Annotated in this window: 16 protein-coding genes; 6 read left to right on the top strand and 10 right to left on the bottom strand. The window is 56.3% G+C overall.

Annotation, left to right across the window (positions count from 1 at the left end):
* Nucleotides 1-57 precede the first annotated feature (57 nt).
* Complete coding sequence (locus E1J53_RS17025; protein WP_253931981.1) at nucleotides 58-1,425, bottom strand: hypothetical protein; 1,368 nt, start codon at nucleotides 1,423-1,425, stop codon at nucleotides 58-60.
* Nucleotides 1,426-1,747: 322 nt separating this feature from the next.
* The gene (locus tag E1J53_RS17020) at nucleotides 1,748-3,064 is read right to left on the bottom strand and encodes a UDP-glucose/GDP-mannose dehydrogenase family protein (protein ID WP_134271194.1); all 1,317 of its coding nucleotides are present in this window, start codon (nucleotides 3,062-3,064) and stop codon (nucleotides 1,748-1,750) included.
* Between the two features lie 684 nt (nucleotides 3,065-3,748).
* On the opposite strand from E1J53_RS17020, the gene E1J53_RS17015 reads away from it, so the two are divergent.
* The 4 genes from E1J53_RS17015 to E1J53_RS17000 all read left to right on the top strand — a co-directional run bounded on the left by E1J53_RS17015 (nucleotide 3,749) and on the right by E1J53_RS17000 (nucleotide 8,971).
* Complete coding sequence (locus E1J53_RS17015) at nucleotides 3,749-6,025, top strand: hypothetical protein (protein ID WP_134271193.1); 2,277 nt, start codon at nucleotides 3,749-3,751, stop codon at nucleotides 6,023-6,025.
* 58 nt (nucleotides 6,026-6,083) lie between these two features.
* Entirely contained in the window at nucleotides 6,084-7,343 is a 1,260-nt protein-coding gene (locus tag E1J53_RS17010) for a PP2C family protein-serine/threonine phosphatase (protein WP_134271192.1), read from the top strand.
* 78 nt (nucleotides 7,344-7,421) lie between these two features.
* The gene (locus tag E1J53_RS17005) at nucleotides 7,422-8,285 is read left to right on the top strand and encodes an NINE protein (RefSeq protein ID WP_134271191.1); all 864 of its coding nucleotides are present in this window, start codon (nucleotides 7,422-7,424) and stop codon (nucleotides 8,283-8,285) included.
* Nucleotides 8,286-8,311: 26 nt separating this feature from the next.
* On the top strand, nucleotides 8,312-8,971 hold the full coding sequence (locus E1J53_RS17000) for a CBS domain-containing protein (protein WP_134271190.1): 660 nt from the start codon (nucleotides 8,312-8,314) through the stop codon (nucleotides 8,969-8,971).
* A 943-nt stretch (nucleotides 8,972-9,914) separates the two neighbouring features.
* Here the strand turns inward: E1J53_RS17000 and E1J53_RS16995 are convergent.
* From E1J53_RS16995 to E1J53_RS16960, 8 genes are all read right to left on the bottom strand, one after another.
* On the bottom strand, nucleotides 9,915-11,060 hold the full coding sequence (locus E1J53_RS16995; protein ID WP_134271189.1) for a DUF4097 family beta strand repeat-containing protein: 1,146 nt from the start codon (nucleotides 11,058-11,060) through the stop codon (nucleotides 9,915-9,917).
* Entirely contained in the window at nucleotides 11,050-11,733 is a 684-nt protein-coding gene (locus E1J53_RS16990; protein ID WP_134271188.1) for a hypothetical protein, read from the bottom strand. Before E1J53_RS16990 ends, E1J53_RS16995 begins: the two co-directional genes overlap by 11 nt.
* Nucleotides 11,734-11,742: 9 nt before the next feature.
* The gene (locus E1J53_RS16985) at nucleotides 11,743-12,303 is read right to left on the bottom strand and encodes an RNA polymerase sigma factor (RefSeq protein ID WP_134271187.1); all 561 of its coding nucleotides are present in this window, start codon (nucleotides 12,301-12,303) and stop codon (nucleotides 11,743-11,745) included.
* 122 nt (nucleotides 12,304-12,425) lie between these two features.
* A complete protein-coding gene (gene rodA / locus E1J53_RS16980) occupies nucleotides 12,426-13,847 on the bottom strand; it encodes a rod shape-determining protein RodA (protein ID WP_134271186.1) in 1,422 nt (473 codons plus the stop codon).
* Nucleotides 13,848-13,852: 5 nt separating this feature from the next.
* Complete coding sequence (locus E1J53_RS16975) at nucleotides 13,853-14,260, bottom strand: SPOR domain-containing protein (protein WP_134271185.1); 408 nt, start codon at nucleotides 14,258-14,260, stop codon at nucleotides 13,853-13,855.
* 9 nt (nucleotides 14,261-14,269) lie between these two features.
* On the bottom strand, nucleotides 14,270-14,905 hold the full coding sequence (gene deoC / locus E1J53_RS16970; RefSeq protein ID WP_134271184.1) for a deoxyribose-phosphate aldolase: 636 nt from the start codon (nucleotides 14,903-14,905) through the stop codon (nucleotides 14,270-14,272).
* A gap of 271 nt (nucleotides 14,906-15,176) precedes the next feature.
* Nucleotides 15,177-18,485: a preprotein translocase subunit SecA gene (secA, locus tag E1J53_RS16965; RefSeq protein WP_134271183.1), complete on the bottom strand. Its 3,309-nt coding sequence runs from the start codon at nucleotides 18,483-18,485 to the stop codon at nucleotides 15,177-15,179.
* 303 nt (nucleotides 18,486-18,788) lie between these two features.
* Nucleotides 18,789-19,808 carry a phosphotransferase gene (locus tag E1J53_RS16960; RefSeq protein WP_173021539.1) on the bottom strand — a complete coding sequence of 340 codons (1,020 nt, stop codon included), beginning with the start codon at nucleotides 19,806-19,808 and terminating at the stop codon, nucleotides 18,789-18,791.
* Nucleotides 19,809-20,234: 426 nt separating this feature from the next.
* On the opposite strand from E1J53_RS16960, the gene E1J53_RS16955 reads away from it, so the two are divergent.
* Nucleotides 20,235-21,080: an SDR family oxidoreductase gene (locus E1J53_RS16955; protein WP_134271181.1), complete on the top strand. Its 846-nt coding sequence runs from the start codon at nucleotides 20,235-20,237 to the stop codon at nucleotides 21,078-21,080.
* 583 nt (nucleotides 21,081-21,663) lie between these two features.
* Nucleotides 21,664-23,841 (top strand): DUF5916 domain-containing protein, encoded by a 2,178-nt coding sequence (locus tag E1J53_RS16950; RefSeq protein ID WP_134271300.1) that lies wholly within the window; start codon nucleotides 21,664-21,666, stop codon nucleotides 23,839-23,841.
* The last annotated feature ends 54 nt before the right edge of the window (nucleotides 23,842-23,895 follow it).

Here is a 23,895-nt window from a genome sequence, read left to right as displayed (position 1 = left end):
CGGCAAACTACCCTTGATTCGCGTTTCCCCTCCGTTAGCCTACCCCAAAATGGTCCATCAGTCATTCCCGACAAAGTTGGCCCTGCCAAAAAATCTTCGGTTCACGAAGTTATTGAGGTTGGAACCGAACCGGTAATTGAATCCGAATCTGGAATCAATGGTGTAGGCTGAAGGTAGGGTAACCCTTCCGCTCAAAATATCCTGTTCGGTGAAATCTCCCGCCGCCAGGTAGATCTGGTCTTGCACGTAGTTACCCTCTACCCGCATGAAGAAAGAAAAATTCCCGGTGACCCGGACCTCCGCCCTAACGTTCACCCCCGTAGTCCAGGAACTGAAATCATCCAGGTAGTTCCGCAAACGATACCCTACTTCCAGGTTCCCCCAACGTTGATTGAGTCCCAGGCTGGCGCGCAAACTATGGAGGACTCTGGTTTCTTCCATAACCCCGTCAATCGTTTCTTCAACGTATTGATTATTCCGTACTTCTACGCCGTAATTCACCCTCAGAAATCTGGAGTTCTGCTCTGATTCTGGAAAAAAATTGTACTCGATCGCTGGCCTGAAACTCAGCTGAAACTGATAATTGAACCGCGTATTCTGAATACCCTCTATGTCATATCCGTAAGACCATTGGGGTGAAATGGACTTCACCAGCTGGTGACCAAAGCCAAATTCCGAGACATCAAAGCTGTTTTCAACTTCATCGATGATGGGATTGCCGTCTGCATCAAGAACGGGATTACCGTCTTCATCTACTCTTGGTTCTTTTTGAATCGTTCTCCTCAGCCTTTCCTCTATTCTCCCCGATAGATTAATTTTCCAATTATCCGTGATCCGATTGACGTTAATGTCCCCGCCAAGATTGATTTCCCGGCTTAGTTCCTCTAATTCAATGTTTGCGTCAGCCCCCACGTTAAACACCCAATAATTCCAGGGATCAACGGTTTCCAGTACTACTTCTTCCACGAGCTCATCACTCGTCTTCATGTCGATTTTCACCTCCTCTCCCGCTAAGGTTTTCGCAACGTAAGGCGCTAAACCCAATTTGATGAACCGGGTAAGTTTTTCCCGGACTTCAAAGTCAGTATCGGTCTGCTTGGTATTGACGTAGAGGGTGTCGCTTCTATTCGCATAGGAGTTTTGTTGACCGATAAACAAAAGTTGGTACTGCCTGCCACCTCCACCAGATCGGTTATCATTAATCAGCAGAAAGAGATCAGCCGTTTGGTTATCCCGGTAGAAGTCGACCGCCGTAATTTCCGTTCGGATGAAGTCCATATCACAGCCTCCATCCCGCCGATCACAACCGTTGATAAAGACCCTGAGTTTCGGGGGAACGGTGGAATCATCGACTAAGGTCTGACCGATAGAAGGAGTAGTAAAGGCAAAAAAGGTCAGCGTCAGTAAGAGTAAAGTTTTCCTCATTCATCCAGGGTTAATGCTCGTTGAGCCCATCCCTACCGTCGAAAGTGGGGAGCAAGTAATCAACCTTGAAATTGCGTTTTACCGTAATTGTTTGAACTCAATTACTCATTCCGCCCGAAAATCAACGGGAGAGATGTCTGATTCCGTGGTGCTCATCGGTAAGTAAGTGACCTAATTTTCAGGCACGAAATGGGTCGTCTTCCCGGGGGAAGGTCACGCAGGAAGGAAGAAATCTGGATTCCGGCAACCGAGAAAGGGGCAACACTGCTCAGGGCTACCGGAGCGGCTCCGGCCGCCCCACCCCGGGCAAGCGGGTTTCTCCCTACTCCCCTACGACCTGGCGGCCGATGGAGTCGTAGTAGAACCCGGCTTCCACCATGCGGCGGAGGTCGTAGAGGTTACGCCCGTCGAAGATGACGGGGTGGTTCAGGCTGCTCTTCATCCGGTCGAAGTTCGGGGTGCGGAAGACCGACCATTCCGTGACGATGGCCAGCGCATCGGCTCCTTCGAGGGCTTCGTACTGGTCTTCGCAGAAGGTGATCTTGTCGCCGTAGATGGCCTTCACGTTGTCCATGGCTTCCGGGTCAAAGGCCCGCACCTGCGCTCCGGCGCCCAAAAGACGGTCGATGGTGTAGAGGGCGGGCGCTTCGCGGATGTCGTCGGTATTGGGTTTGAAGGCCAACCCCCACAGCGCGATGGTCTTGCCCTTCAGGTCGTCGCCAAAGTAGGCCTCCAGCTTATCCGCGATCCGCAGCCGCTGGCGGTCGTTGACGGCCATGACGGACGTAAGGATGCGAAAGTCATAGTCGTGCTGCCCGGCCGTGTGGGCCAGCGCCTGGACGTCCTTGGGGAAGCAGGAGCCCCCGTAGCCCACGCCGGGAAACAGGAAGCGCTTGCCGATGCGCGAGTCGCTGCCCATGCCGCGGCGCACGGCGTCCACGTCGGCCCCGGCGATTTCGCAGAGGTTCGCGATTTCGTTCATGAAGGAAATCCGGGTGGCCAGGTAGGAATTGGCGGCATATTTGGTCATCTCCGCCGAGCGCACGTCCATGAAAATGATCGGATTCCCGGAGCGCACGAAGGGCTCGTACAGCCGGTGCATAATCTCCTGGGCCCGATCACTGTTGGTCCCGATGACCACGCGGTCCGGCTTCAAAAAGTCGTCCACGGCCACCCCTTCCCGGAGGAATTCGGGGTTAGATACCACGTCGAAGAGCGATTCGTCAAGCTTTTCGGCCAGGGCGGCGTGCACCCGTTCCCCCGTGCCCACGGGCACGGTGCTCTTGTCCACCACCACGGTGTAATGGGAGATCATACCTCCCAGTTCCTTGGCCACGCCCAGGATGTACTTCAGGTCCGCCGAGCCGTCCTCTCCCGGAGGCGTGGGCAGGGCCAGGAAGATGATTTCGGCGTGATCCACCGCCTCCTGCAGGTTGGTCGTGAATTGTAAACGCCCCTGCCGCTGGTTGCGCTCGAAGAGCACGTCGAGGTCCGGCTCGTAAATGGGCACCTCGCCGTTCCGCATCCGGGCCACCTTATCGGCATCAATGTCCACACAGATGACTTCGTTGCCCGTTTCGGCAAAACAAGTTCCGGTTACCAGGCCTACGTAGCCCGTACCAACTACGGCAATTTTCATAATGGCGTTATTTGGGGCCGCAAATATAGCCCTAATCCGGTGGAGATACCGGCCTGGAGCCAACGGCCTTCTTTGGGGTAAATTTCTTCCTTCCTAAGACGGGGGAAGGGCGGAGAATGTGGCTTGGGGGAAGGGGGAGAAGGAAGATAGAAGAAGGAAGACAAAAGAAGGAAGTAGCAGCGGGCCGAAGAGCTCGTCCGCCCAGGCGCGAGGCACGAGCTGACTGGTCGGCCGAGCGGGGGAGGACGGAAAAGGCTTGCTCCGCAGGCCGGTCGAGCATGGCTGAGGCTGAAGAGGAGATAGAAGGAAAAAGGAAAAAGCAGCGCTCCTCGGAGACGTTCTCGCACAGCGAGGCTTCTCCTAGGTGTCGCGGCAACAGTATTCCGACAAATTGCCCACAGTAAAAAACCCGCCAACACCTCGGAGCAGCCAACTCCGGGCCAGGCCCGTTGAAGACGGCTCCGAGGAGCGGCTGGTTAGTTGGCATAGTGCGAGGGCGCCGGCACGTGGAGCGAAGCGGAATACTCGGCTCAGCCGGTGCGGGTGCCATGGGTAAACCGGGAAGCCATGAACCCGGTATCGCTCTCTGCCACCAACTCCCCCGGGATGTTTAACGACCATTGGGCGAAAAGGCGGGTACGGGTGGCAAAATGCTGGCCATAATTCCCGTTATTACCACTCTGCATGCAGACCTATCTCTACTCCATCCTCCGGTCCTTTTCCGTGCAGCTGCTGTTGTTGCACCTGCGAAGCAACTTTCTGTTGCTCTGCGTGTGGATTATTGTGGCCACCATGATGGGGGGCTGGCTGGGATCCAGCCTCGGTCTGCAGTACCTGTTCCTCGACCCCGAGTACCTGAACCGGACCGACTTCTGGGCCTTCCTCATCGTCGGCGCGGCCTTCGGTTTTTTCACGATGAGCTGGAATCTGAGCACTTACCTGCTCGTCGGGGGCTACTTCAACTTTCTGGCGAGCCTCTCCCGGCCATTTTTCAAGTTCTGCATCAACAATGCCCTGCTGCCGCTGGTGGTTTTCTTCACGTATTGCGGCCTCCTCTTCCGGTTTTATGGCCCGGCCTACGGCAACCGCCCGGAGTGGAGCACCTTCCTGGAGGCGCTGTCCGGCCTGATCCTGGGGCTCATCATCAGCCTTTTCCTCTACGCCATCTACTTCAACCTCACCAACCGGGACATCAGCTACTACCACCGCCGGCACCGCGAGCCGCCCCCGAACATGGGTCCCAATCAACGGCAGTCCTCCACCCCCGGCTATCGCCCCTACCGGGCCTCCCCCCTCGCCCCGCTGCTGTCGGGGATTTATGACAATCCCTACGGCGTCCAGACCTACCTGAACGAAAAGCTCAAAACCCGGCTGGTGCGTTCCGTGGCGCACTACGAGTCCAACCTCCTCCGGGGCATTTTCCGGCAAAACCACCTCAACGCCATCTTTCTCCAGCTGGCGAGCGTCCTGACCCTGGCCCTCCTCGGACTGCTGATCGACCAGCCCCTGTTTCAGGTTCCGGCCGGAGCCAGTATTCTCATCTTCATGAGTCTGGTCATCTCCACCATCGGGGCCATCAGCTACTGGTTTTCGGAGTGGCGGGTCACCCTGCTGATCGTCATTCTCTTCGGGGTCAACTTCATCACCAGCACCCCCTGGCTGGAGCACGGCAACCAGGCCTACGGCCTGCGCTACGATACCCTCTCCCCCTACTCCGCCGAGCGACTCATGGAGCTTTACGCCAGCGATCAGGTGGAGACGGACAAGGCCCACACCATCCAGATTCTGGAAAACTGGAAGGCCAAACAGGAAAGTGACCGCCCCCCCCTGGTGATCATCGCCGCCAGTGGCGGCGGCCTGACCTCCGCCCTGTGGACCACCCACATCGCCCAGGCCATCGAGGGCTGCAGCGAAGGCAAACTACTGCGCAGTACCGCCCTGATGACGGGCGCCAGCGGCGGCCAGATCGGGCTGGCCTACCTGCGGGAAGCCTACCTGCAGGACCCGGAATTTTCCCGCAACGCCAATGACCGGCTGCAGCGCATCAGTCGGGACCTGCTCAATCCCATCGCCTTTTCCATCGTCAGTAACGACCTGTTTTTACCCTTTACCCGGGTGCGCATCGGCGATCAGTACTACCGCCGGGACCGTGCCTACAGCTTTGAACGGGAGCTGGCCCACAACACGGGCTACTTCCGGGAAAAGGTACTGGCCGACTACCGGGAGCCGGAAGCCTCGGCCGCGATCCCCATGATGTTCCTCACCCCCAGCATCGTTGATGACGGCCGCCGGATGGTCATCTCCCCCCAGGGGGTGAGCTACATGACGGCTCCGCCGCCGGCCATCGAGCAGGACATCAACCTGAAGCCCGACATGGTCGACTTCCGGTGGCTTTTCGCTCCCCAGGAGGCCGACAGCCTCCGCTTCCTCAGCGCCCTGCGGATGAACGCCACCTACCCCTACGTCTTACCGCTGGTGAAGCTCCCCTCCCGACCGGCTCTCCGCATCATGGATGCGGGCTACCGGGACAACTACGGCATCGCCTCCGCCAGTCGCTTCCTGACGACCTTTCAGGACTGGATTAAAGAAAACACCTCCCGGGTGATCATCGTCCAGATTAGCGCCTTCCGGGAGCAGGACCTGAGCCGTGAAGCCATGGCCAACAAAAAAGACGACCACCCCGGCGTAGTGGAAAATCTATTCAGTCCGGTGGGCGTCGCGGGTAATATCCTGAGCCTGCAAATTCTGGATCAGGAGGGTTCTCTGGCGGCCCTGAGTGAGATTTTCGGCCCCGATCACTTCAAGCTCTTCCGGTTCAACTACCAGCCGCCGCTGGATGATCCGCTGCGTACCAGCGTTTCCTTTCACCTCACCCGCCGGGAACAGCAGCAAATCCTCCGGAAAATTGACGCGCCCCAAATTCAACGGGACATCGATGCCCTGATCCAGTTACTGCGCTAGGGAACGGCTCCGTGGCAGACCCGAATTTCTCCCTGGTCGTCCTATATTTACGCCCTACATGACCGAGCCAATCAGCCGCATAAATCGTCTGGAGCGAGAGCTACACCTACGTCAACTGCAAGTACAACGACTGCTGCAGATCACCCAGGCCATCAACAACAACGTTACGGCGGATGATCTCTTCGACATGTACCGCGCCTTCCTCAGCAAGGAACTCGGCTTGCTGGAAATGGCCCTGTTCGTACGCGATAGTGAACGGGACAACATCTGGTTCATGGCCACCCATCTCGGCCTGGAGAACACCGACCCGCCCGACATCGATTACGGCGCGGCGCTGGCGGCCTTCAAGCGGCCGGGGCCCATCGAAGGGGCCTCCCACGCTTTCTTTCGGCAGTTCCGCCAGGTGATTCCCGTCCTGCATAAGGAACGCCCGATCGCCTACATTCTCATCGGCCGCTTCGTGGAGGAGGACGATATGTTCGAGCGCACCCAGATCATTACGACCATCACCAACGTGATCGCCGTAGCGATCGAAAACAAGCGGCTCTTCCGGCGGCAACTGGAACAGGAACGACTGGAGGCCGACCTGGACCTGGGCGCCAAGGTGCAATCCATGCTCATCCCCAAGGAGCTACCCAACAAGGATGCCTACGAGATCAGTACCATCTACCGGCCCAAACTGGGGGTAGGCGGAGATTACTTCGACTACATCGAATTTGGCGACGGCAAGCTCGTGTTCTGCATCGGTGACTTCACGGGCAAGGGCGTCAGTGCCGCCCTCCTGATGGCCAATTTCCAGGCCAATTTTCACACCCTGATCCGGAAGCACACGGACCTGAAGGATTTCGTCTCTGAGATCAACGACGCCGTGTATCGCATCACCAACGGGGAGCGTTTCGTCACCTTCTTCGTAGCGGAATATGACGTCGAGCGGCACTGCCTCCGGTACGTCAATGCGGGCCACCCTCCGCCGGTACTCATTCACGAACAGGGCATTAAATTACTGACCGAAGGGACGCTCGTCCTGGGCTCCATTGATGAATTGCCGATGCTGGAAGTCGGGGAAGTGGACCTGCCCACCCAGGCCCTGGTGGTTACGTATACCGACGGACTGACGGACCTGCAAAACCCCGCCGGGGAGACCTTTGATGAAGACATCCTTTATCAGTATTGCCGCCGTCAGCACGGGCGCTCGGCCGATTCTTTCAACCGGGCGCTGATTGCGAAGCTGGACGAATTCCGCCAGCACACCCCCTACCCCGATGACCTGACGGTACTCACGTGTCGTATTTTCGGGCAAATGGATGACCTGCATTGATCCATAGCTGGGGGCCACCCGTCGAAATTTGGGGAAAAGCAGAACGAAAGTTGTTGCTTAATCGTTACTTCGTGTGAAATGAAAGACAAAAACTTAGCCGCCGTCCTGGCATTTTTTGGGGGCTCAGTTGGCCTACATCGATTTTACCTGGGGCAGGTTGGCCTGGGTATCGTGTACATCTTCCTGATGCCGCTGGCTTTTTTCCTGGGTATTATCGACGCGATCTCTTTTCTGAGCATGGATCAGAAAAGCTTCGACATGAAGTACAACAAGGAGCAATACCGCCCCGTCGCCCCCTCCCGCCGCGACCAAAATCAACCGCTTTCCGACCGGGAGCGCCGCTACCAGCAGCGCCAACGCGAACGCGCCATGCGGGAAAGGAACCGTCGGCAGAGCAGCGGGCAGTCGCGCTCCGTTTCCCCGATGCCTTCTCCTTCCCAGCGCAACGCCGGCCGCTCGCCCGGCTACGCCGAGCGGGAAGCCGGACTCAAGTACTTCCGGGACTTTGAGTATGACCGCGCCATCATTGCCTTTAAGCGTGCCCTGGAAAAGAACCCCAAAGACATCGCCTCTCACTTCAATATTGCCTGTTCCTATTCCTGTGAGGAGGAAGCCGATAAGTCCTTCTACCATCTTGATCGGGCCGTTTCCCTCGGCTTTGACGACTTCAGCCGAATCCGCAATCACGACAGCCTCGCCTTCCTGCGGGTACAGCCGGAGTTCGAAGAATTTGCCCTGAACGGTTTCCGGCTGGTGCCGGACCGCACCAAGGAGGAAAGCCTGTTGGAAAGTCCGGTAAAGGTCGAGGAGACGACGTCCAGCGACCCCAGTCCGGAAAACGAAGACTTGCTGGAACAATTACAGCGACTCGCCACGTTAAAGGAAAAAGGCCTGCTTACCGAAGGGGAATTTGTTGCCCAGAAGAAGCGCCTGCTGGGATAATTTTTTTTCGATTACCTTTCCTCCCCATGACAGCCGAAGCATTAATATCCGACGCCCTGGTTCCCCTGCGCCCCACCGACACCGGAGAGGAAGCCCTGGGCATCATGAATGAATTCTACATTCGTCACCTTCCCCTGGTGCGGGAAGGCCAGCTGGTTGGCGTCCTGTCGGAGGATTCCATCCTCGACGCCGACCCCATGCAGGAAGTCGGGCAGTACCGGCTCCCCGCCCAGCCGCCCTCCGTTTTCCCCGACGATCACCTTTACGACGTAATGAAAATGCTCGTGGAGTACAAACTGACCGTCGTGCCCGTCATCGACCGGGAGGGCACCTATCTGGGGATGGTGACCAACGAAGACCTACTGAAGTTCTTCGGGGAGTCCAGCACCTTCCGGGATCCGGGATCCATCGTCATTCTGGAGATGGGCCGGCAGGACTACAGCCTGGCGGAAATTGCCCGTATCGTGGAAAGTGAGGGGGCCGTCATCCTGAGCAGCTTCGTTACCGCCAACGCCGACAGCAATCGGGTGGAGGTAACCATCAAGGTGAACAGCCAGAGCATTGCGGCCACCCTGGCCACCTTCGAGCGGTTCAACTACAACGTCAAGGCCAGCTTCAACGAAAAGCAGCTGCAGGAATCCCTGCGGGAGCGCTACGACAGCCTGATGAACTACCTCAACGTCTAGGCATAGGCTGTTCCGTGAGGTTTCATCAGCGATTCCTGCGGAATCGCGGTAGTTCAGAGGGGCAAATGGTAGCGGCAAGGCATGTGTTGGTTAGCACAAAGTTGTAACCCATGTAGTGGCGTTGAGTTACGACTGTATATTGCATTGTACTCTGTGCCCCATGAAGTATTTCCTTTGCTACCTTCAGGTGTGTCGGATCGTCAGTGAACCGTAGCCATTAGTCTAATGAGTTAATCACCTATTCTGAATTATTCCTCTTGAGGAAATTAGCAAATAATTGAGGTTAAATGGTGTTTCCTTTCCCCGAAAGGAAACCGAATCAGACTGGGATAACTAAAGGACCTTCCGCAAAAGAATGTGACAAATCGATCTTGTCTAATCTTACTTTCTTTGCTGGTGTGGTCGCCTTTCGGGGAAAGGCGACACCAAGCTTTTCCATAGGGTGGGTGATTTCGACCTTCAGGTGATCATACCTATCAAGACGCCCGGAACCTAAAAATTTAGACTACAATATTACTGGACGCAATTTATCCTCTAGAAGGTGTATAACTCTACGCCAACCCACACATGCCTTGCCGTTACTGAAAAATTCAATGACTTGATGGCCAAAGGATTAATTCACGGAACAGCCTCCGTCTAGGCAACAAGACCCATCGCCATCCCATAACCGCCAAGCTACGCACCGGCTAAGACGAACCTTCATGGCGAGGGGGTGGCAAATCCTTCCTACTGCTCAGGGTCCTGGCTCCCGGGTAATTTCACGGCACCCCGGCTGAGCACGAGGGTTCCATTTCATTGCACCTGTACCGGCTGAGCCGAGTATTCCGCTGCGCTTCACGCTCCGGCGCCCTCGCCTACTACTTCTTTCCGAAAAAAAGAGGGGCACCCCGTTAACCGGAGTGCCCCCTCACCATTTGAGACTAGTAGTAGAAAAGAAAAAACACTAATTAATTTCTATGTCACCGTAACTCGTGGTGACCGTAATCTTGCCCTGTCCGCTGCCGGACTTGGTGCCCGACAGGCGTTCGGTATTGCCGGATTTTTCGCTCTTTCGGTTGGACATGCTGCCCACGTTCACGTCGATGTCGCCGTAGCGGGAGGACAGGTCCACCGAGAACCCGGCGTTGTCCTCTACGTCGAGCTCAACGTCGATGTAGTTTACGTCGATCATTACGCGTTCAAAGCCGGCTTTGAGTTCGTCGACCTCCAGATCGCCGTAGCTGGCGTCCACTTCGAGTTCCTTGGTAATCTCCCCGAGTTCGAAGTCGCAGTAGTTACCGTCCAGGAAGATGCGTTCGGCGTAGTCCACCGAGAGATCATTATAGTTGCCGTCGAGACGTACTTCGCGGGCGGTGCCTACTTCAATCTCCTCGTAGCCGGCGTCGATTTTCAGGTCGCGGACCTTGTCGATCCGGGTTTCGCTGTAGCGGCCGTCGTAGCGTAGGTCGGTGGCCGTACGGATAACACCTTCACTGTAGCGGATTTTGAAGCGGCTTTCTGCCCCCAGCTCCTCCACGCGGGCCGAGCCGTAGGAAACGGAAATTTCGTTGCGCTTGGACAGGCGGCCGGCCTTCAGGTCACCGTAGGCGACGTACAGCACGGTATTGCCGGTCAGGTTGGGCAGCATGACGTCGCAGTACTTGGCTTCGGTGTTGAGGGATACACTGGCGGGCATCATCACTTTGTAGTAGATGCGGAAGTCGGAAGAATTATTGCCGCCGCCCATCAGCTTGTTCCACCAGTTGCCCCGGTTGGGGGAGTCCAGGGAAGTCGTTGCCGACACGTTGGCGCTGCTGCCGCTGAAGTCGATGGAGATACGGTCGAAAGTTTCGTTGGCGGCGTCTTCGTCGCGGGCGGAAACCTTGATGCGCACGTCAATCTTCACTTCGTTGCGATCCCAGGTTTCGACGTTGATCTCCCCGTATTTGTTGGCGAGTCGTACGTCGGCGTCGGCATCGACGTTGAAGGATTTGGAGATGTTACGCTCGAAGTCCTGCTTGAAAATCAGGGGAACATTACCCGCCCCGAGGGCGGAGGGCACCGCCAAAACGGCGAGCACCAAAAGGGGAATGAGAGAATTAAATTTCATCGGTAGTTTGTTGTTGAGTCGGTGATATTTCACCAGGAGGAAGGTGCTGCTGAATCCGCAGCAAAATGTCAAGTTTCGTTCGGTAAGTCTCAATCAGCTGGTTGACCAGTTCCGCGCGCTGGGAGATGGGAACTTCCAGTAAGGAGGCACGTATTTCGGCCGTATGCTTGTCAATTTCGTCCAGGTCCGCCCGGAGTTGTGGGTCCTGATTCACCTGGCTGACTTTGGTGAACTGGGCCTGAATTTCCTGTCGGTAGTAGGTTTCGGCCTCCACCAGTTCAGGGTCAATTTTTTCCAGTTCGTTTGCCACCAATTCTTCTTCGCTGACCAGGCTTTGCTGGCTCGTTCCCATCCAGTATCCGATGGACAGTACCAGCAGGAAGCTGGCGGCCAGGGACAGGATGCGAATGGCGCGAAGGCGAGACTTTGGCTGCACGGCGCGGACCGTGTTTCCGTCGACGGCAGCAAAGATGCGGCCCTCCAGCCGTGGAGGCGGCGTTACGTTATCGAATTCATCCCGGTTGGAGACGACGAACGTTTCCAGGGGATCACGTCCGTTGTCGTGGTCACCGAGTTGGTCGGCGATGCGTCCCCACAGCTCAGCGGCCGGCTCGGCATCGTCAAACTCCGCCCGGTTTTCACGGATGAAATTTTCTAGGTTATCGGTAGTCATCGGGATTAATTAATTGTTGTCGGTTAATAAAGCTGCAAGTCGTTTGCGGGCACGGCTGTATTGTGATTTACTCGTGCCTACGCTGATGCCCAGAATCTGGGCGATTTCCTCGTGGTCGTAGCCCTCGAAGAGGTAGAGAGAAAGAACCACCCGGTAGCCTTCACTCAGCTTCATGGTGGCATTTTTGATTTTCTCTACGCTCAGTTCCTGGGCGCCGAGCGCGGGTGCCGTGTCCTCCTCAGCGGCCGCGTCGTGACGGTTCGTGTCCAGATCGGTGGTCAGTAACCGTCGCTTCTTCAGGTGGTCGATGCAGCGGTTAATGACGATTCGCTTAATCCAGGCACTGATCGAAGCATCAAAATTGAAGGTTTCGATCTTGCCGAAGATGTCGACAAAGGCCACCTGCAGAACATCTTCTGCGTCGTGGGAATGTCGGAGCATCCGTAGGCACAAGTTGTACATGGGTTTGGCGTAGTGGCCGTAGAGCGCCCGTTGGGCGTTCCGGTCTTTACGCTGGCATCCCAGTACCAACTCGCGGTGTGTGTCGCGATAATCAGCGGAGGAGGGCATAGATTTTATGGTTGACTGTGCTCCCACTTTTGTTTTATTGCTCTATTTGTTAAGAAGGACGAAGCGAGCAATAAAGGGTTGCACCAACTGAGGTGAATTAATTTTCTCCCCAAGATAAGGGATCAGCCCACGGCTTCCCGGTGTTTATCCAGCTTAAGCAAAACGGCCAGCATGATCGTGAAGCACAGCAGGGAAGAGCCCCCCTTTGACATGAACGGCAGGGGGATTCCGATGACGGGCATTACGCCCATGGTCATGCCGATATTTACCACGACGTGAATCAGCAGAATGCCCAGAATCCCGTAAGCGTAGGCCCGCACGAAGGGGCGCTTTTGTCGTTCGGCGATCTGGCTGATCCGCCACATCAAAAACAGGAAGGTGAGGATGACTACCGTAGAGCCCAAAAAGCCCTGCTCTTCGGCGATGGTGCAGAAGATGAAGTCCGTGTTCTGCGCGGGCACGTAGTCAAAGCGGGTCATGGTTCCTCCCCAGAGCCCCTTACCCTTCAGGCCGCCGGCGGCAATGGCCAGCTTGGATTGCAATACATTGTAGAGCGCCCCCTGGCTGTCCATTCCTTCGGGTCGCAGCCAGGCGTTGAAGCGATCCTGTTGGTGGGGGCGTAGTACGTTAAAGAAGGTAAAGTTGGCCGCAAACCCCACCAGGCAACCCCAGATCAGAGCACCAGATACTAGGGCCGCCAACCGGCCATTCTGCCGGAGAGTATGGTAGGCCGCGTAGACCCCAAAAACCAGGGTCAGTCCGAGAATGATGCCCCAGACCGGAATCTCCATCAGATAAAGAACGATGGCCGCAGCGGTAAAGCAGGCGGCGCCCAGGGTCCACCACCTTTTTCTCCGGGGGACTAAAAGCCCCAGCACAAACAGTGCGATGCACAGGAGCCCCACCATTAGTATCGGAGGTGCCTGCAGGATACCCAGGATGAACATCCCGATGGTGAAGAACCCGAAAACCAGGAGGAGTGGCGACAAGCCCTCCCGGTACATGACCAGTAAAAAGGAACTGAACACCACGGCCGACCCCAGGTCGGGCTGGCCGAGGATCAGGACGGAGGGGACGGCCCAAAGGGCAACGCCTCCCAGCATTACGGAGAGCTTATTGATCTTTTCTCCCCACTGGCTCAGGTAGGCGGCCATGGCCAGACAGGTACCAAACTTCGCCAGTTCGCTGGGCTGAAAGGTGAAACCCGCCAGGCTGAACCAGGAGCGGGCGCCGTTGATTTCTTTGCCCAGCAGGGCCACCAGTACCAAAAGAATCAGGGTAATGGCGTAGATGGGATAGGCCCCTACGATCCAGAGTTGTCGGTCCGCAAAGTGATTGATGAAGAACCAGGCCCCCATGGAGATGATGAACCAGATGAACTGTTTGCCCACCGGCGTGAAGAGCATTTCGGCCAGGTCTTCTTCGTAGCCTTCGGGGGGACGGCCCGCCGAATGGATCATCATGAGCCCCAGGACGACCAGAAAGGCGTACCCGAACACCAGCGGATAATCAATCGAAGACTTATTGTAACCTGATCCCAACATAAAGATTAGTACATCCGGAGCAGCTCGCTCTCCTCTACTTCATCTTTAACGAGGTATACGCCCTCGAATTGCTTGCTCAGAGTGTACTTGAGCCTTTCGGCTTCCTGCTTGGTTTGAAAGGCTCCCGCCCGCAACTTGTAGTAGGGCTTGGCGTGCACCCAGTCTACGGGAACGCTGGGATAATTGACCTTAAACATGTTTTCTACCGTCTCCAGTCGACGGCGGTCGGTGGTGGCCAGGATTTGCACCCGCCATCCTTCCATCTTGGTCGTGGTTTCGTTACTGGTCTGGAATAATTCCAGCAGGTCCACCACTTTTTCCTCTTCCTTGATGGCGATACTCGCCTGGGCGTTGAGGCCGGTGTTGATCACGAGCAGGCAAAACAGGGAAAGAAGAAAGGTAAACGATTTCATAGCGAGAAATTAGCGCACCAGTGCGGGGCCCGAAGAAGTACCCAGACGATCGGCACCGGCATCCACCAGGGCCTTGGCGTCGGCGGGCGTTCGGATGCCACCGCTGGCCTTAATTTTAATGTCGGGATGCAAAATACGGCGCAAGTACTGGACGTCCGCCACCTTGGCTCCGCCTTGCGTCCCGGTAGACGTTTTAACGAAATCGGGTCTGATTTCATTACAAATATCGCAAACCTGCCGTCTTTCCTCTTCATTCAGCACGCCGATTTCAATAATCAGCTTACTGACCTTACCCTTCAGGCGGGCCGCGGTGGTGACCGCCGACAGATCGGAACGTACGTAGGACCAGTCTTCAGATTTGACGGCCGCCAGGTTGATTACCACGTCCAGCTCGTCGGCGCCTTCTTCCATGGCACGGCGGATTTCCTGGACCTTAACCGGCGTCTCGGCGTATCCGTAGGGGAATCCGATTACCGTGGCGACCTTCACCCGGGATCCCTGCAGGGCATTCCGGGCGTGGCCCACAAAAAAGGGAGGTACGCACACTGCGTAAAACTGATGCGCGATGGCTTCTTGGCACACGCGATCAACATCAGCGGTAGTCGTTTGGGGAGAGAGAAAGGTGTGATCAATGAATTGATGCAAAATCCAGCAAGTTATGCCCAGTAGGGTTGAAAAATGTTCAGTGGGGTAGCAAAACCAACGATAAAACCACTGTCGGTTATCCGTGGGATGGTCAGCCCCCGGCAATTCAGCCCGGGCAAAAAACACTCCTGGAAAGTAGACAGCCCCAACCACAACCGGAGTTATAACTGGGGAACTCGGTTATCGTTGGGGCTGCAATATACCGCAAGCCGGAGTGATTCTAGCTGCCCGGAGAACACATTCTGGCAGAAAGCGACACCGGACGCAGTATTTACTTACCGTGGCAGTGCTTATACTTTTTCCCGCTGCCGCAGGGGCAGGGGTCATTACGCTTTACTTTGGCCGTTTGCCGCTGAAAAGTTTCCACTTTTTGTCGCTGGCTAACGCCCTCTGCCGCCTGGCGGGCGGCCTGTTCCTCGGCACTTCGGTTGGTCTGGGTTTTCGTAGCTACCGGGCGGCGCGGCGCACGGGCTTCCTTGACGTCTTCCGGTTGCTGCAGCTCCAGGTCACCCTTGGCCAGGTAGGTCGTGGTCGCCTCATTAACCCGGCGGACCAGCCCCTCAAAGAGGTTGTAGGCCTCCATCTTGTAGATGACCAGTGGATCTTTTTGCTCAAAAGAGGCCAGACTGGTGGATGCCTTCAGTTCATCCATGGAGCGCAGGTGCTCCTTCCAGTTATCGTCGATAATGGCGAGGGTAACCGCCTGCTCGATGTCGGAGATGATGCTCCGGCCATTGGTCTCGACGGCCTTTTCGATATCCGCCGTGATCATCAACGGATGCGTACTGCCGTCCGTGAAGGGGATAATGATACGCTTGTACTGTCCGGGCTGTTCGACGGTGACCCGGCGGATGGTGGGCATTACCCGGTCAATGAGCAGGAGCATCTTGCGTTCGTAGAACGCATGGAACTGGTCAAGCAGCTGATCGGCCAGATCGTTGATGTTCCCCTCGTTGAAGTCCGGCGCTTCGATGCTGGGGTCAAAGCCGAGGAGGCGCTGACATTCGAAGCGGAAACTATCGTAGTCTCCCTGTTGCTTGTTGGCGTAGACGATGTCGTCGATGAGCCCTTCAAACATGTTGTTCAGGTCCAGCTTGAGGCGGTCTCCGGTGAGGGCGTTATTCCGTTTGCGGTAGATGGCTTCCCGCTGAATGTTCATGACGTCATCGTACTCCAGCAGTCGCTTACGGGTGCCGAAGTTGTTTTCTTCTACCTTTTTCTGGGCATTCTCGATGGACTTGGTCACGAGGCCAGCCTGAATCACGTCACCTTCCTGGTGGCCGGCGCGGTCCATCCACTTGGCGATGCGTTCGCTCTGGAAGTAGCGCATCAGCTTGTCCTCCAGGCTGACGTAAAACTGGCTGGAACCGGGGTCTCCCTGACGACCGGCACGACCCCGCAGCTGGCGGTCTACCCGGCGACTGTCGTGGCGTTCGGTGCCGATGATGGCCAGGCCACCCGCCTGCTTTACTTCGTCGCTGATCTTGATGTCCGTACCCCGACCGGCCATGTTGGTGGCGATGGTCACCTTTCCGGGGCGGCCCGCTTCGGCCACAATGTCGGCTTCCCGCTGGTGTTGCTTGGCGTTAAGTACGTTGTGATCGATGCCCCGGAGATTCAGCATCCGGCTCAGTTTCTCACTGATGTCTACGGAAGTGGTACCCACGAGTATGGGTCTGCCCGCCTCACTCAAGGCAACGACGTCATTGATCACCGCATTGAACTTCTCGCGGTCCGTTTTATAGATCAGGTCGTTCCGGTCATCGCGCTGAATGGGCCGGTTGGTGGGGATTACCACCACGTCCAGCTTATAAATGTCCCAGAATTCGCCGGCTTCCGTTTCGGCGGTACCGGTCATACCGGAAAGCTTGTGGTACATCCGGAAGTAGTTCTGCAGCGTAACGGTGGCGTAGGTCTGGGTGATCTCGCCCACCTTTACGTTTTCCTTGGCCTCCAGGGCCTGGTGCAGACCATCGCTGTACCGACGGCCTTCCATCATCCGGCCGGTTTGTTCGTCGACAATTTTGACCTGTCCTTCCATGACCACGTACTCACTGTCCCGCTCGAAGAGCGTATAGGCCTTGAGCAACTGGTGAATGGCGTGGAGACGCTTGGACTTCACGCCGAAGTCCTGGGAGACCTTGTTTTTGGCCAGGTCCTTCTCTTCTTTGGAGAGGTCATCCCGCTTATCAATTTCGGCCATGCTGTCGGCCAGGTTCGGCATGATGAAGAACTCCGGATCTTCGTTGTAGCGGGAAAGGTAAGCTACTCCGCGATCCGTGAGGTCTACCTGCCGGTTTTTCTCGTCGATGGTGAACAGCAACTCCGCGTCTACCTCCGGCATCCGCTTGTTGTTTTCCGCCATGTAGACGTTGTCCGTTTTCTGCAGGAGCACCCGCACGCCTTCCTGACTAAGGAATTTGATCAGCGCCCGGCTTTTGGGCAGCGCCCGGTGGGCGCGCAGCAGGGCCATACCCGCTTCTCCTTCTTCGGAGCCGATGGCGCCCTCCTTGAAGAGCTTTTTCGCTTCGGTGAGGAACTTATTGGCCAGCTTCTGCTGCTCGGCGACCAATTTTTCGATGTGGACTTTCAGGTCCACGTACTCCTGGTCGTCACTGCTGTTGGTGACGGGACCGGAGATGATCAGTGGCGTCCGGGCGTCGTCGATCAGTACCGAGTCCACCTCGTCAATCATGGCGTAGTGATGGTTCCCCTGCACCTTGTCGGTGGCCGAACGAGCCATGTTATCACGCAGGTAATCGAAACCAAACTCGTTGTTGGTGCCGTAGGTAATGTCCTTCCCGTAGGCGGAGCGGCGTTCCGGGCTGTGGGGACGGTGGTAGTCGATACAGTCGATGCTCAGCCCGAGGAATTCCATGAGGGGGCCAATCCACTCTGCGTCCCGGCGGGCCAGGTAATCGTTTACGGTTACCACGTGCACACCCCGGCCACTTAATCCGTTAAGGTAGGCGGGGAGCGTAGCCACCAGGGTTTTACCCTCACCGGTTTGCATCTCGGCGATTTTACCGTCGTGCAGGGCCATACCGCCAATGAGCTGTACGTCGTAGTGCACCATGTTCCACTTGATCTCACCACCAGCGGCCACCCATTCATTATTATAGATGGCTTCGTTGCCCTCGATGGTTACGTGCCCCTTCTTCGGGTTAGCGGCCAGGTCACGATCCGCCTCGGTGGCCGTCACGCGGATGGGGCCGGCGCTGAGTCGGCGGGCCGCTTCCTTTACGGTAGCAAAAGCTTCCGGCAATATCTCGTTCAAAACAACCTCAAGCTCCTGGTTGCGCTGCTCCTGCAGGCGGTCAACCTCCTTATAAATCAGGTCTTTCTGGCGAAAATCGGGTTCTTCGTTCCCTTCTTTTTCGAGTTTGACGATTTCTTCATCAATGGAGGACAAATATTCAGCGATGCGCCGACGAAATTCCGTCGTCCGTTCCCTCAATTCATCATTACTAAGCTTCTCAAGGCCAGCGTAAATACTATTAATATCTTCTACAATGGGCTGATACTTCGCTACGTCGCGGTCCTGTTTAGAACCGAATAATTTTTTGAGCGCTTTAAACATAACTTTGCTTTGACTGGTCAACTTTGCACCTGCGTCCTCGCCCCCGTTTTAATGAGTAGAAGGCCCCGTGGCTTTGGTTGAGATCGATAAATAAATATGGGCGGCCAATATACCCCGCTTCCGGGTCAGGGTTGGGCGAATACCGCGCCAAAGCTCCTTACCCGACAAATTGTCACGCGGACCACGCCTTCTCCTGACAGAAGAAGCAGGTCGGCCGGAAAACTTTGGGCAAAAGTACCGCAATTAACGCTACTCTCACGCCAAAGGACAACCAATTAACGTAGGTATGGTGCGGGGGGTTGTCTAGACCAAACCCGCCCGCGCCCGTTCGAGCATTTGCTGCCGTTCCTCCAGGCTTAATTCCAGGGGAAGCTGGGCGATCCCGATCAGCCGGCGCATAATTTCCACGTTACAGAAATCTTCCACGAGCTCCCAGGAAAAGTCCTGAGTAACGGGGGTGTATTCCCGTCGGATGACCTCCAACAGGGGCGGTGGCGTTTGGGCCAGCAGCAGGTGCGCCCGCAGTACTCCGAGATCAAATTCCGGGGTTCCGCAGAAGGAAAACTCCGCGTCAATGATCGTCAGTCGGTCGTCAATCCGGAGGAAGGAGCCGGGGTAGTAATCTCCGTGAAGCAGGCAGGGGCCCGGACTCAAATAGCGTTCCCCCAGGGCGGTGGCCCGATTTCTCAACCGCTGATCGTGCTGAAATGGCCGGGCGACGTCCGCCAATCCCGGATGAATGGCTTCCAGTGGAAACCCGTTATCCGGTCGGAACGGCAGGTCAAAAATATGGGCGTGATTCAACTCCCTCAGGGGCCGGTTCTCGGGGTAACCCATCGGACAAAGCTGGTGCAGGGTGGCTGCGTAGGTCGTTAGCGTCTTCAGGTCCTGCTCCGCCAAAGTTTCACCTTCCCGGTAGATAGCACTGAGGTCGGAGGCATCTCCGACGTCTTCCATGAGCAGGACGTAATTAGCGCTATCGGCACGTAACAATTCCGGACTGTGGCTTTCGAGAAACCGATCCCGGCTGATGGACATGAGGAAATCCCGTTCTACGTGAATGCGTTCAACCGGTGCGGGGATGTCGGGGAATTTGGCCACCCAGGGCCGGCTTTGCTTCAGGATGAAATGACGTCGGTCCGTAAACACTCTGAGGGTAAGGTTCATGTTTCCTTCCCCCGCCGAGGGTGCGGCCATAATCCGCTCGTTCGGCAGCAGATAATCAATGTGTTTCAGGTAGGCCTGTAAACGGTTGCGGTCATCCTGTTCCAAAAACCAGGAGCTGTTCGTTGCCGCCTCAAAGCGCTGTGCGTCCGTTGCCATGGTACAAAGAAAACAAACTCCCATGACGATGCCCACTCTTCACGGTCAAGAATAGGGTTCAGCTTTAGGAGGAGTGGGCCTCGGGGGCAAAAAAGCCCTCTCCGCAAAACGGAGAAGGCCCAAAAGGTTGCAAAATGAAAACGGCTAATTCTTGTACCGACAAAAGGTGAGGGAAGCCATCCGACTTCCCTCACGACAAAACTCACTCAAAACACATGTCAGTCGCTTTTGTCGTCGTCACTCGGGCCCGATTTCCGGCCTCATTGACCACCCAAAGATACGTTTGAATTGGAAATAATTAAAACATTTTGATTACTAAAATGCAGAATTTAGCCTTGTTGCATTAATTTGATTACACTTCCGGTTCGTGCCGATTTTAGCCATTCCGGAGAGCAACAATTCAGGGTTTACCGCCTTTTCTTAGGCATGCAGGAACGAGCGAATAAGGAGCGTATTTCTATTCTGGGAGCGGGCTGGCTGGGACTGGCCTGCGCCAGACGACTGGTGGCAGCGGGGCATTCGGTAAGCGGCAGTAGCCGCGGGGCCGAAACCCGGGAGGAACTCCGCGCCATTGGCGCCGTGGCCTATTCACTGGATCTACCGCAATCCGCGGAAAACGCATCTGAGTTGTTGGGGGACAGAGACGTGGTCATCCTCACCCTGCCGCCCGGTGGGCGGCAGTACGGCGCCGCAGCGACCGAGCGGTACCTGGAAAAATTAGGTATTCTGCTACCTCTACTGAAGCAAAAGCCCTCGCCCCGGGTAATCTACACCAGCAGCACCGGAGTGTACGGCGCCGCAACGGGCACCGTTGACGAATCCTCTCCCCTCGCCCCCGACACGCATTCCTCGCGGGCGGTGGTCGCCGCCGAAGTACTCCTACGGGAAAACCTTAGCGAGCTGACGATCCTGCGGCTCGCCGGCCTGGTGGGCCCGGGCCGGCATCCGGGCCGCTTTTACGGCGGACGTGACCGCCCCATTCCCCAGGCAGACGCCCCCGTCAACCTCGTTCATCAACTTGACGTCGTCCGGGCCATCGAAATGGTGATTGCCCAAAACTTGTGGGGGATGACCTTTAACGTTTGTGCCACCGCCCACCCCCAGAAGGGTGAATTTTACGGGGATGCGGCCAAAAGCCTGGGGTTATCGATCGCGGGCACGCTCCCCGGCGGAGAAAACGCCAAGGTTATTTCTTCCGACAACCTTCGGCGGCGGGGTTGGCAGCCCGCCTTTGATGCCGCAGAAGATTTGCTGCTTCCCGGCCAGATGTAAAGCCCTCCCGGAGCACCAAAATTTGGTGGTCAACCACTGAAAAATGCTCCGCAACTCACTTTTTTCGTCGGCATTTGTGACCAAAGGGACAACCATGCGTCAGAAGGTGCAGAACGGAGGCTGAAAAGCCTGCTATGACCAACAGGCCGAAGCCTTTTTCGTCTCGAAAGAGCTTTAGGTAATCCCATGAACATTTTTCGGCGCCCCTTCTTAGGAAGGAGGCGCTTTTTTATTTCCGGCACCTTAAGTGCTTGTTTGGACTTTAATAATCGACCTCCATTTGGCCTTTTTTGGCGCTAGCTTCGTTGGGAAAATCCTCCTTTAGCGCTGCTATACTCCGGTATTTCCCGCCTTGCTACCACCAAAAAATTCTAAAATTCGGCCAGACGACCAAAATCCAAACAAGCTCTAACCTTGTTCACGCCCCCCCGTTTGTGGGGAATCTTGTCCCTGCAATTAAACTTACCTTTGCGGCCACTTGACGATCATGCCCAGAGGATTACCCACCCGTTTGGCGCCCACAACCAAATGACCAGCCGTGAGATTTATACCCGCGTTTCTATTATTGGTAGGTTCCATTACCATGTCTGCCCAGCCCATGCCCTTCGACGAACGCATGGCCGATCTTGTTCCCAGCTCCACCGCCGCCAAGTTTGACCGCGGTATCGTCCTGGACGGACGGCTCGACGAGGAGGTGTGGAAAATGAGTACACCCGCGAAGGATTTTTGGGAAACCTTCCCTTCCGACACCACCAAGACAGCATACGACACCGAAATCTACTTCGGTTTTGACGACAAGAATTTATACGTCGGAGCCATCTGTTACGTACCGGGAACGGACTTTGTCATTCCCAGCCTACGGCGCGACTACCGCGCCGGTGGCAACGATAACCTGACCCTCGTCTTCAATCCCTTCAAGGACAAAACCAACGCCATTGTCTTCGGCATGAACCCCCTGGGGGTAAACCGGGAAGCGCTCATCTTTAACGGGGGCGAAAGTGGTGGTGACTTCCGGGAAGAATGGGACAACAAATGGCGCGGCGAGAGCTACATCGGCGAGAACTACTGGTCCTGTGAGCTGGTCATTCCCTTCACCAGTCTGCGCTTCCCCGACGGAGACACCCAGTGGTTCTTTAATTCCTACCGCTTCGATACCCAGTCCAATACCCGCTCTACCTGGCACCGGATTCCCCAGAACCAGATGATCATGAGTCTGGCCTATATGGGCACCATCGACTTCATCGGTGGAGCGCCCCGCTCCCAGGGTTCCAACCTCACCTTCATTCCTTACGTGGGCGGCAGCTACAGCCGGGACATGGAAAACAACACCCCGGCGGAGTGGACCAGCAACGTGGGTGGCGACGCCAAGGTCGGCATCGGCAGTGGCCTCAACCTTGACCTGACCATCAACCCTGACTTCAGCCAGGTGGAAGTGGACCGCCAGGTCATCAACACCTCCCGCTTCGAGATTTTCTTCCCCGAGCGGCGCCAGTTCTTTCTGGAAAACGCGGACCTCTTTGGTTCCTTTGGTTTTTCCCGGGTTAACCCCTTCTTCAGTCGCCGCATCGGCGTGACCCGCGACACCTCCACCGGTGAAGCCCTCCAGAACCCCATTTACTTCGGGGCCCGGCTGAGCGGTAAGGCCAATGATGACTGGCGCGTGGGGCTGCTCAATATGCAGGCGGCCGCCAACTTTGAAAACGGACTGCCGAGCTACAACTATACCGTGGCCGCGGCCCAGCGGCTGGTGGGTGCCCGGTCCAGCATCGGTGGCATTTTTGTCAACAAGCAAAACTTCGGTGACTTCACTGACAGCACCGAGACCAACCTCAATTTCAACCGCGTCGCCGGTATTGACTACATCCTGGCCACCAAAGACAACCGGTGGAACGGTAAAACCTTCCTGCACCGCAGCTTCTCGGACCGGGACAACGGCGACGACTACGCCCACGGCCTGAACCTGGAGTACCGGACCCGTTACTGGAACGTTGAATACGATCATTCCTACGTTGGTGAGGACTACAATGCCGAGGTGGGCTTCGTCCCGCGAACCGGCATCTTCACCACCAGTCTGGAAGCCCGGCGCATCGACTATCCCGAAAATCCCGGAGTGGTCAACAAGGGCCCCTTCGTCAACACCCGCTTGTTTTTTGATCCGGAAGCTGGTCTGACCGACCGCGATCTCTTCACGGGCTACGGCTGGAGTTACGGGAACACGGCGGAATTCAGCCTCTTTGGCGGATACCGCTACATTTTCCTTTTCGACGATTTTGACCCCTCCCGCACCGACGCCATGCCCCTGCCCGGCAACCAGGGCTACGGCACTTATCGTGCGGGCTTTGAGTTCCGGAGTGATCGCCGGAAAAAGCTCAGCGCCCGGGTGGAAGCCGTGGGCGGGCAGTTCTTTAACGGACAGAGCTACGAGCTTTCCGGGGGCATCAATTATCGCTACCAGCCACTGGGAAGCATCGACTTCCGGTTCAACTACACCTACATCGACCTTCCCGCCCCCTTTGCCCAGACCGGCCTGTTTTTGGTGGGGCCACGCATCGATCTGACCTTCACCAAGTCCCTGTTCCTGACGACCTTCCTGCAGTACAACGACCAGATCGATAACATCAACGTCAATACCCGCCTGCAGTGGCGCTTTGCCCCGGTATCCGACTTCTTCCTGGTCTATACGGACAACTACAACAGCCTGGATTTCAACGTGAAGAACCGGGCCATTTTCGCCAAGGTCACCTACTGGTTAAATATCTAGATTTGCCGCCCAAAATCATCATTTGGGCAACAAGTGCAGGTGCCAGGCTAATTT

This window comes from Lewinella sp. W8 (genome assembly GCF_004375085.3).
Taxonomy (GTDB): domain Bacteria; phylum Bacteroidota; class Bacteroidia; order Chitinophagales; family Saprospiraceae; genus Neolewinella.
This window is presented reverse-complemented; position numbering and strand designations above follow the sequence as displayed.

Excerpts from the sequence above, each read along its gene's own strand:
- rodA (WP_134271186.1), bottom strand. The coding sequence starts at position 13,847 with ATGTTGGGATCAGGTTACAATAAGTCTTCGATTGATTATCCGCTGGTG.
- E1J53_RS16990 (WP_134271188.1), bottom strand. The coding sequence starts at position 11,733 with ATGACTACCGATAACCTAGAAAATTTCATCCGTGAAAACCGGGCGGAG.
- E1J53_RS16975 (WP_134271185.1), bottom strand. The coding sequence starts at position 14,260 with ATGAAATCGTTTACCTTTCTTCTTTCCCTGTTTTGCCTGCTCGTGATC.
- E1J53_RS16955 (WP_134271181.1), top strand. The coding sequence starts at position 20,235 with ATGCAGGAACGAGCGAATAAGGAGCGTATTTCTATTCTGGGAGCGGGC.
- E1J53_RS17025 (WP_253931981.1), bottom strand. The coding sequence starts at position 1,425 with ATGAGGAAAACTTTACTCTTACTGACGCTGACCTTTTTTGCCTTTACT.
- E1J53_RS17015 (WP_134271193.1), top strand. The coding sequence starts at position 3,749 with ATGCAGACCTATCTCTACTCCATCCTCCGGTCCTTTTCCGTGCAGCTG.
- E1J53_RS17005 (WP_134271191.1), top strand. The coding sequence starts at position 7,422 with ATGAAAGACAAAAACTTAGCCGCCGTCCTGGCATTTTTTGGGGGCTCA.
- E1J53_RS16950 (WP_134271300.1), top strand. The coding sequence starts at position 21,664 with ATGTCTGCCCAGCCCATGCCCTTCGACGAACGCATGGCCGATCTTGTT.
- E1J53_RS17000 (WP_134271190.1), top strand. The coding sequence starts at position 8,312 with ATGACAGCCGAAGCATTAATATCCGACGCCCTGGTTCCCCTGCGCCCC.
- E1J53_RS17010 (WP_134271192.1), top strand. The coding sequence starts at position 6,084 with ATGACCGAGCCAATCAGCCGCATAAATCGTCTGGAGCGAGAGCTACAC.
- secA (WP_134271183.1), bottom strand. The coding sequence starts at position 18,485 with ATGTTTAAAGCGCTCAAAAAATTATTCGGTTCTAAACAGGACCGCGAC.
- E1J53_RS16995 (WP_134271189.1), bottom strand. The coding sequence starts at position 11,060 with ATGAAATTTAATTCTCTCATTCCCCTTTTGGTGCTCGCCGTTTTGGCG.
- E1J53_RS16960 (WP_173021539.1), bottom strand. The coding sequence starts at position 19,808 with ATGGCAACGGACGCACAGCGCTTTGAGGCGGCAACGAACAGCTCCTGG.
- E1J53_RS17020 (WP_134271194.1), bottom strand. The coding sequence starts at position 3,064 with ATGAAAATTGCCGTAGTTGGTACGGGCTACGTAGGCCTGGTAACCGGA.
- E1J53_RS16985 (WP_134271187.1), bottom strand. The coding sequence starts at position 12,303 with ATGCCCTCCTCCGCTGATTATCGCGACACACACCGCGAGTTGGTACTG.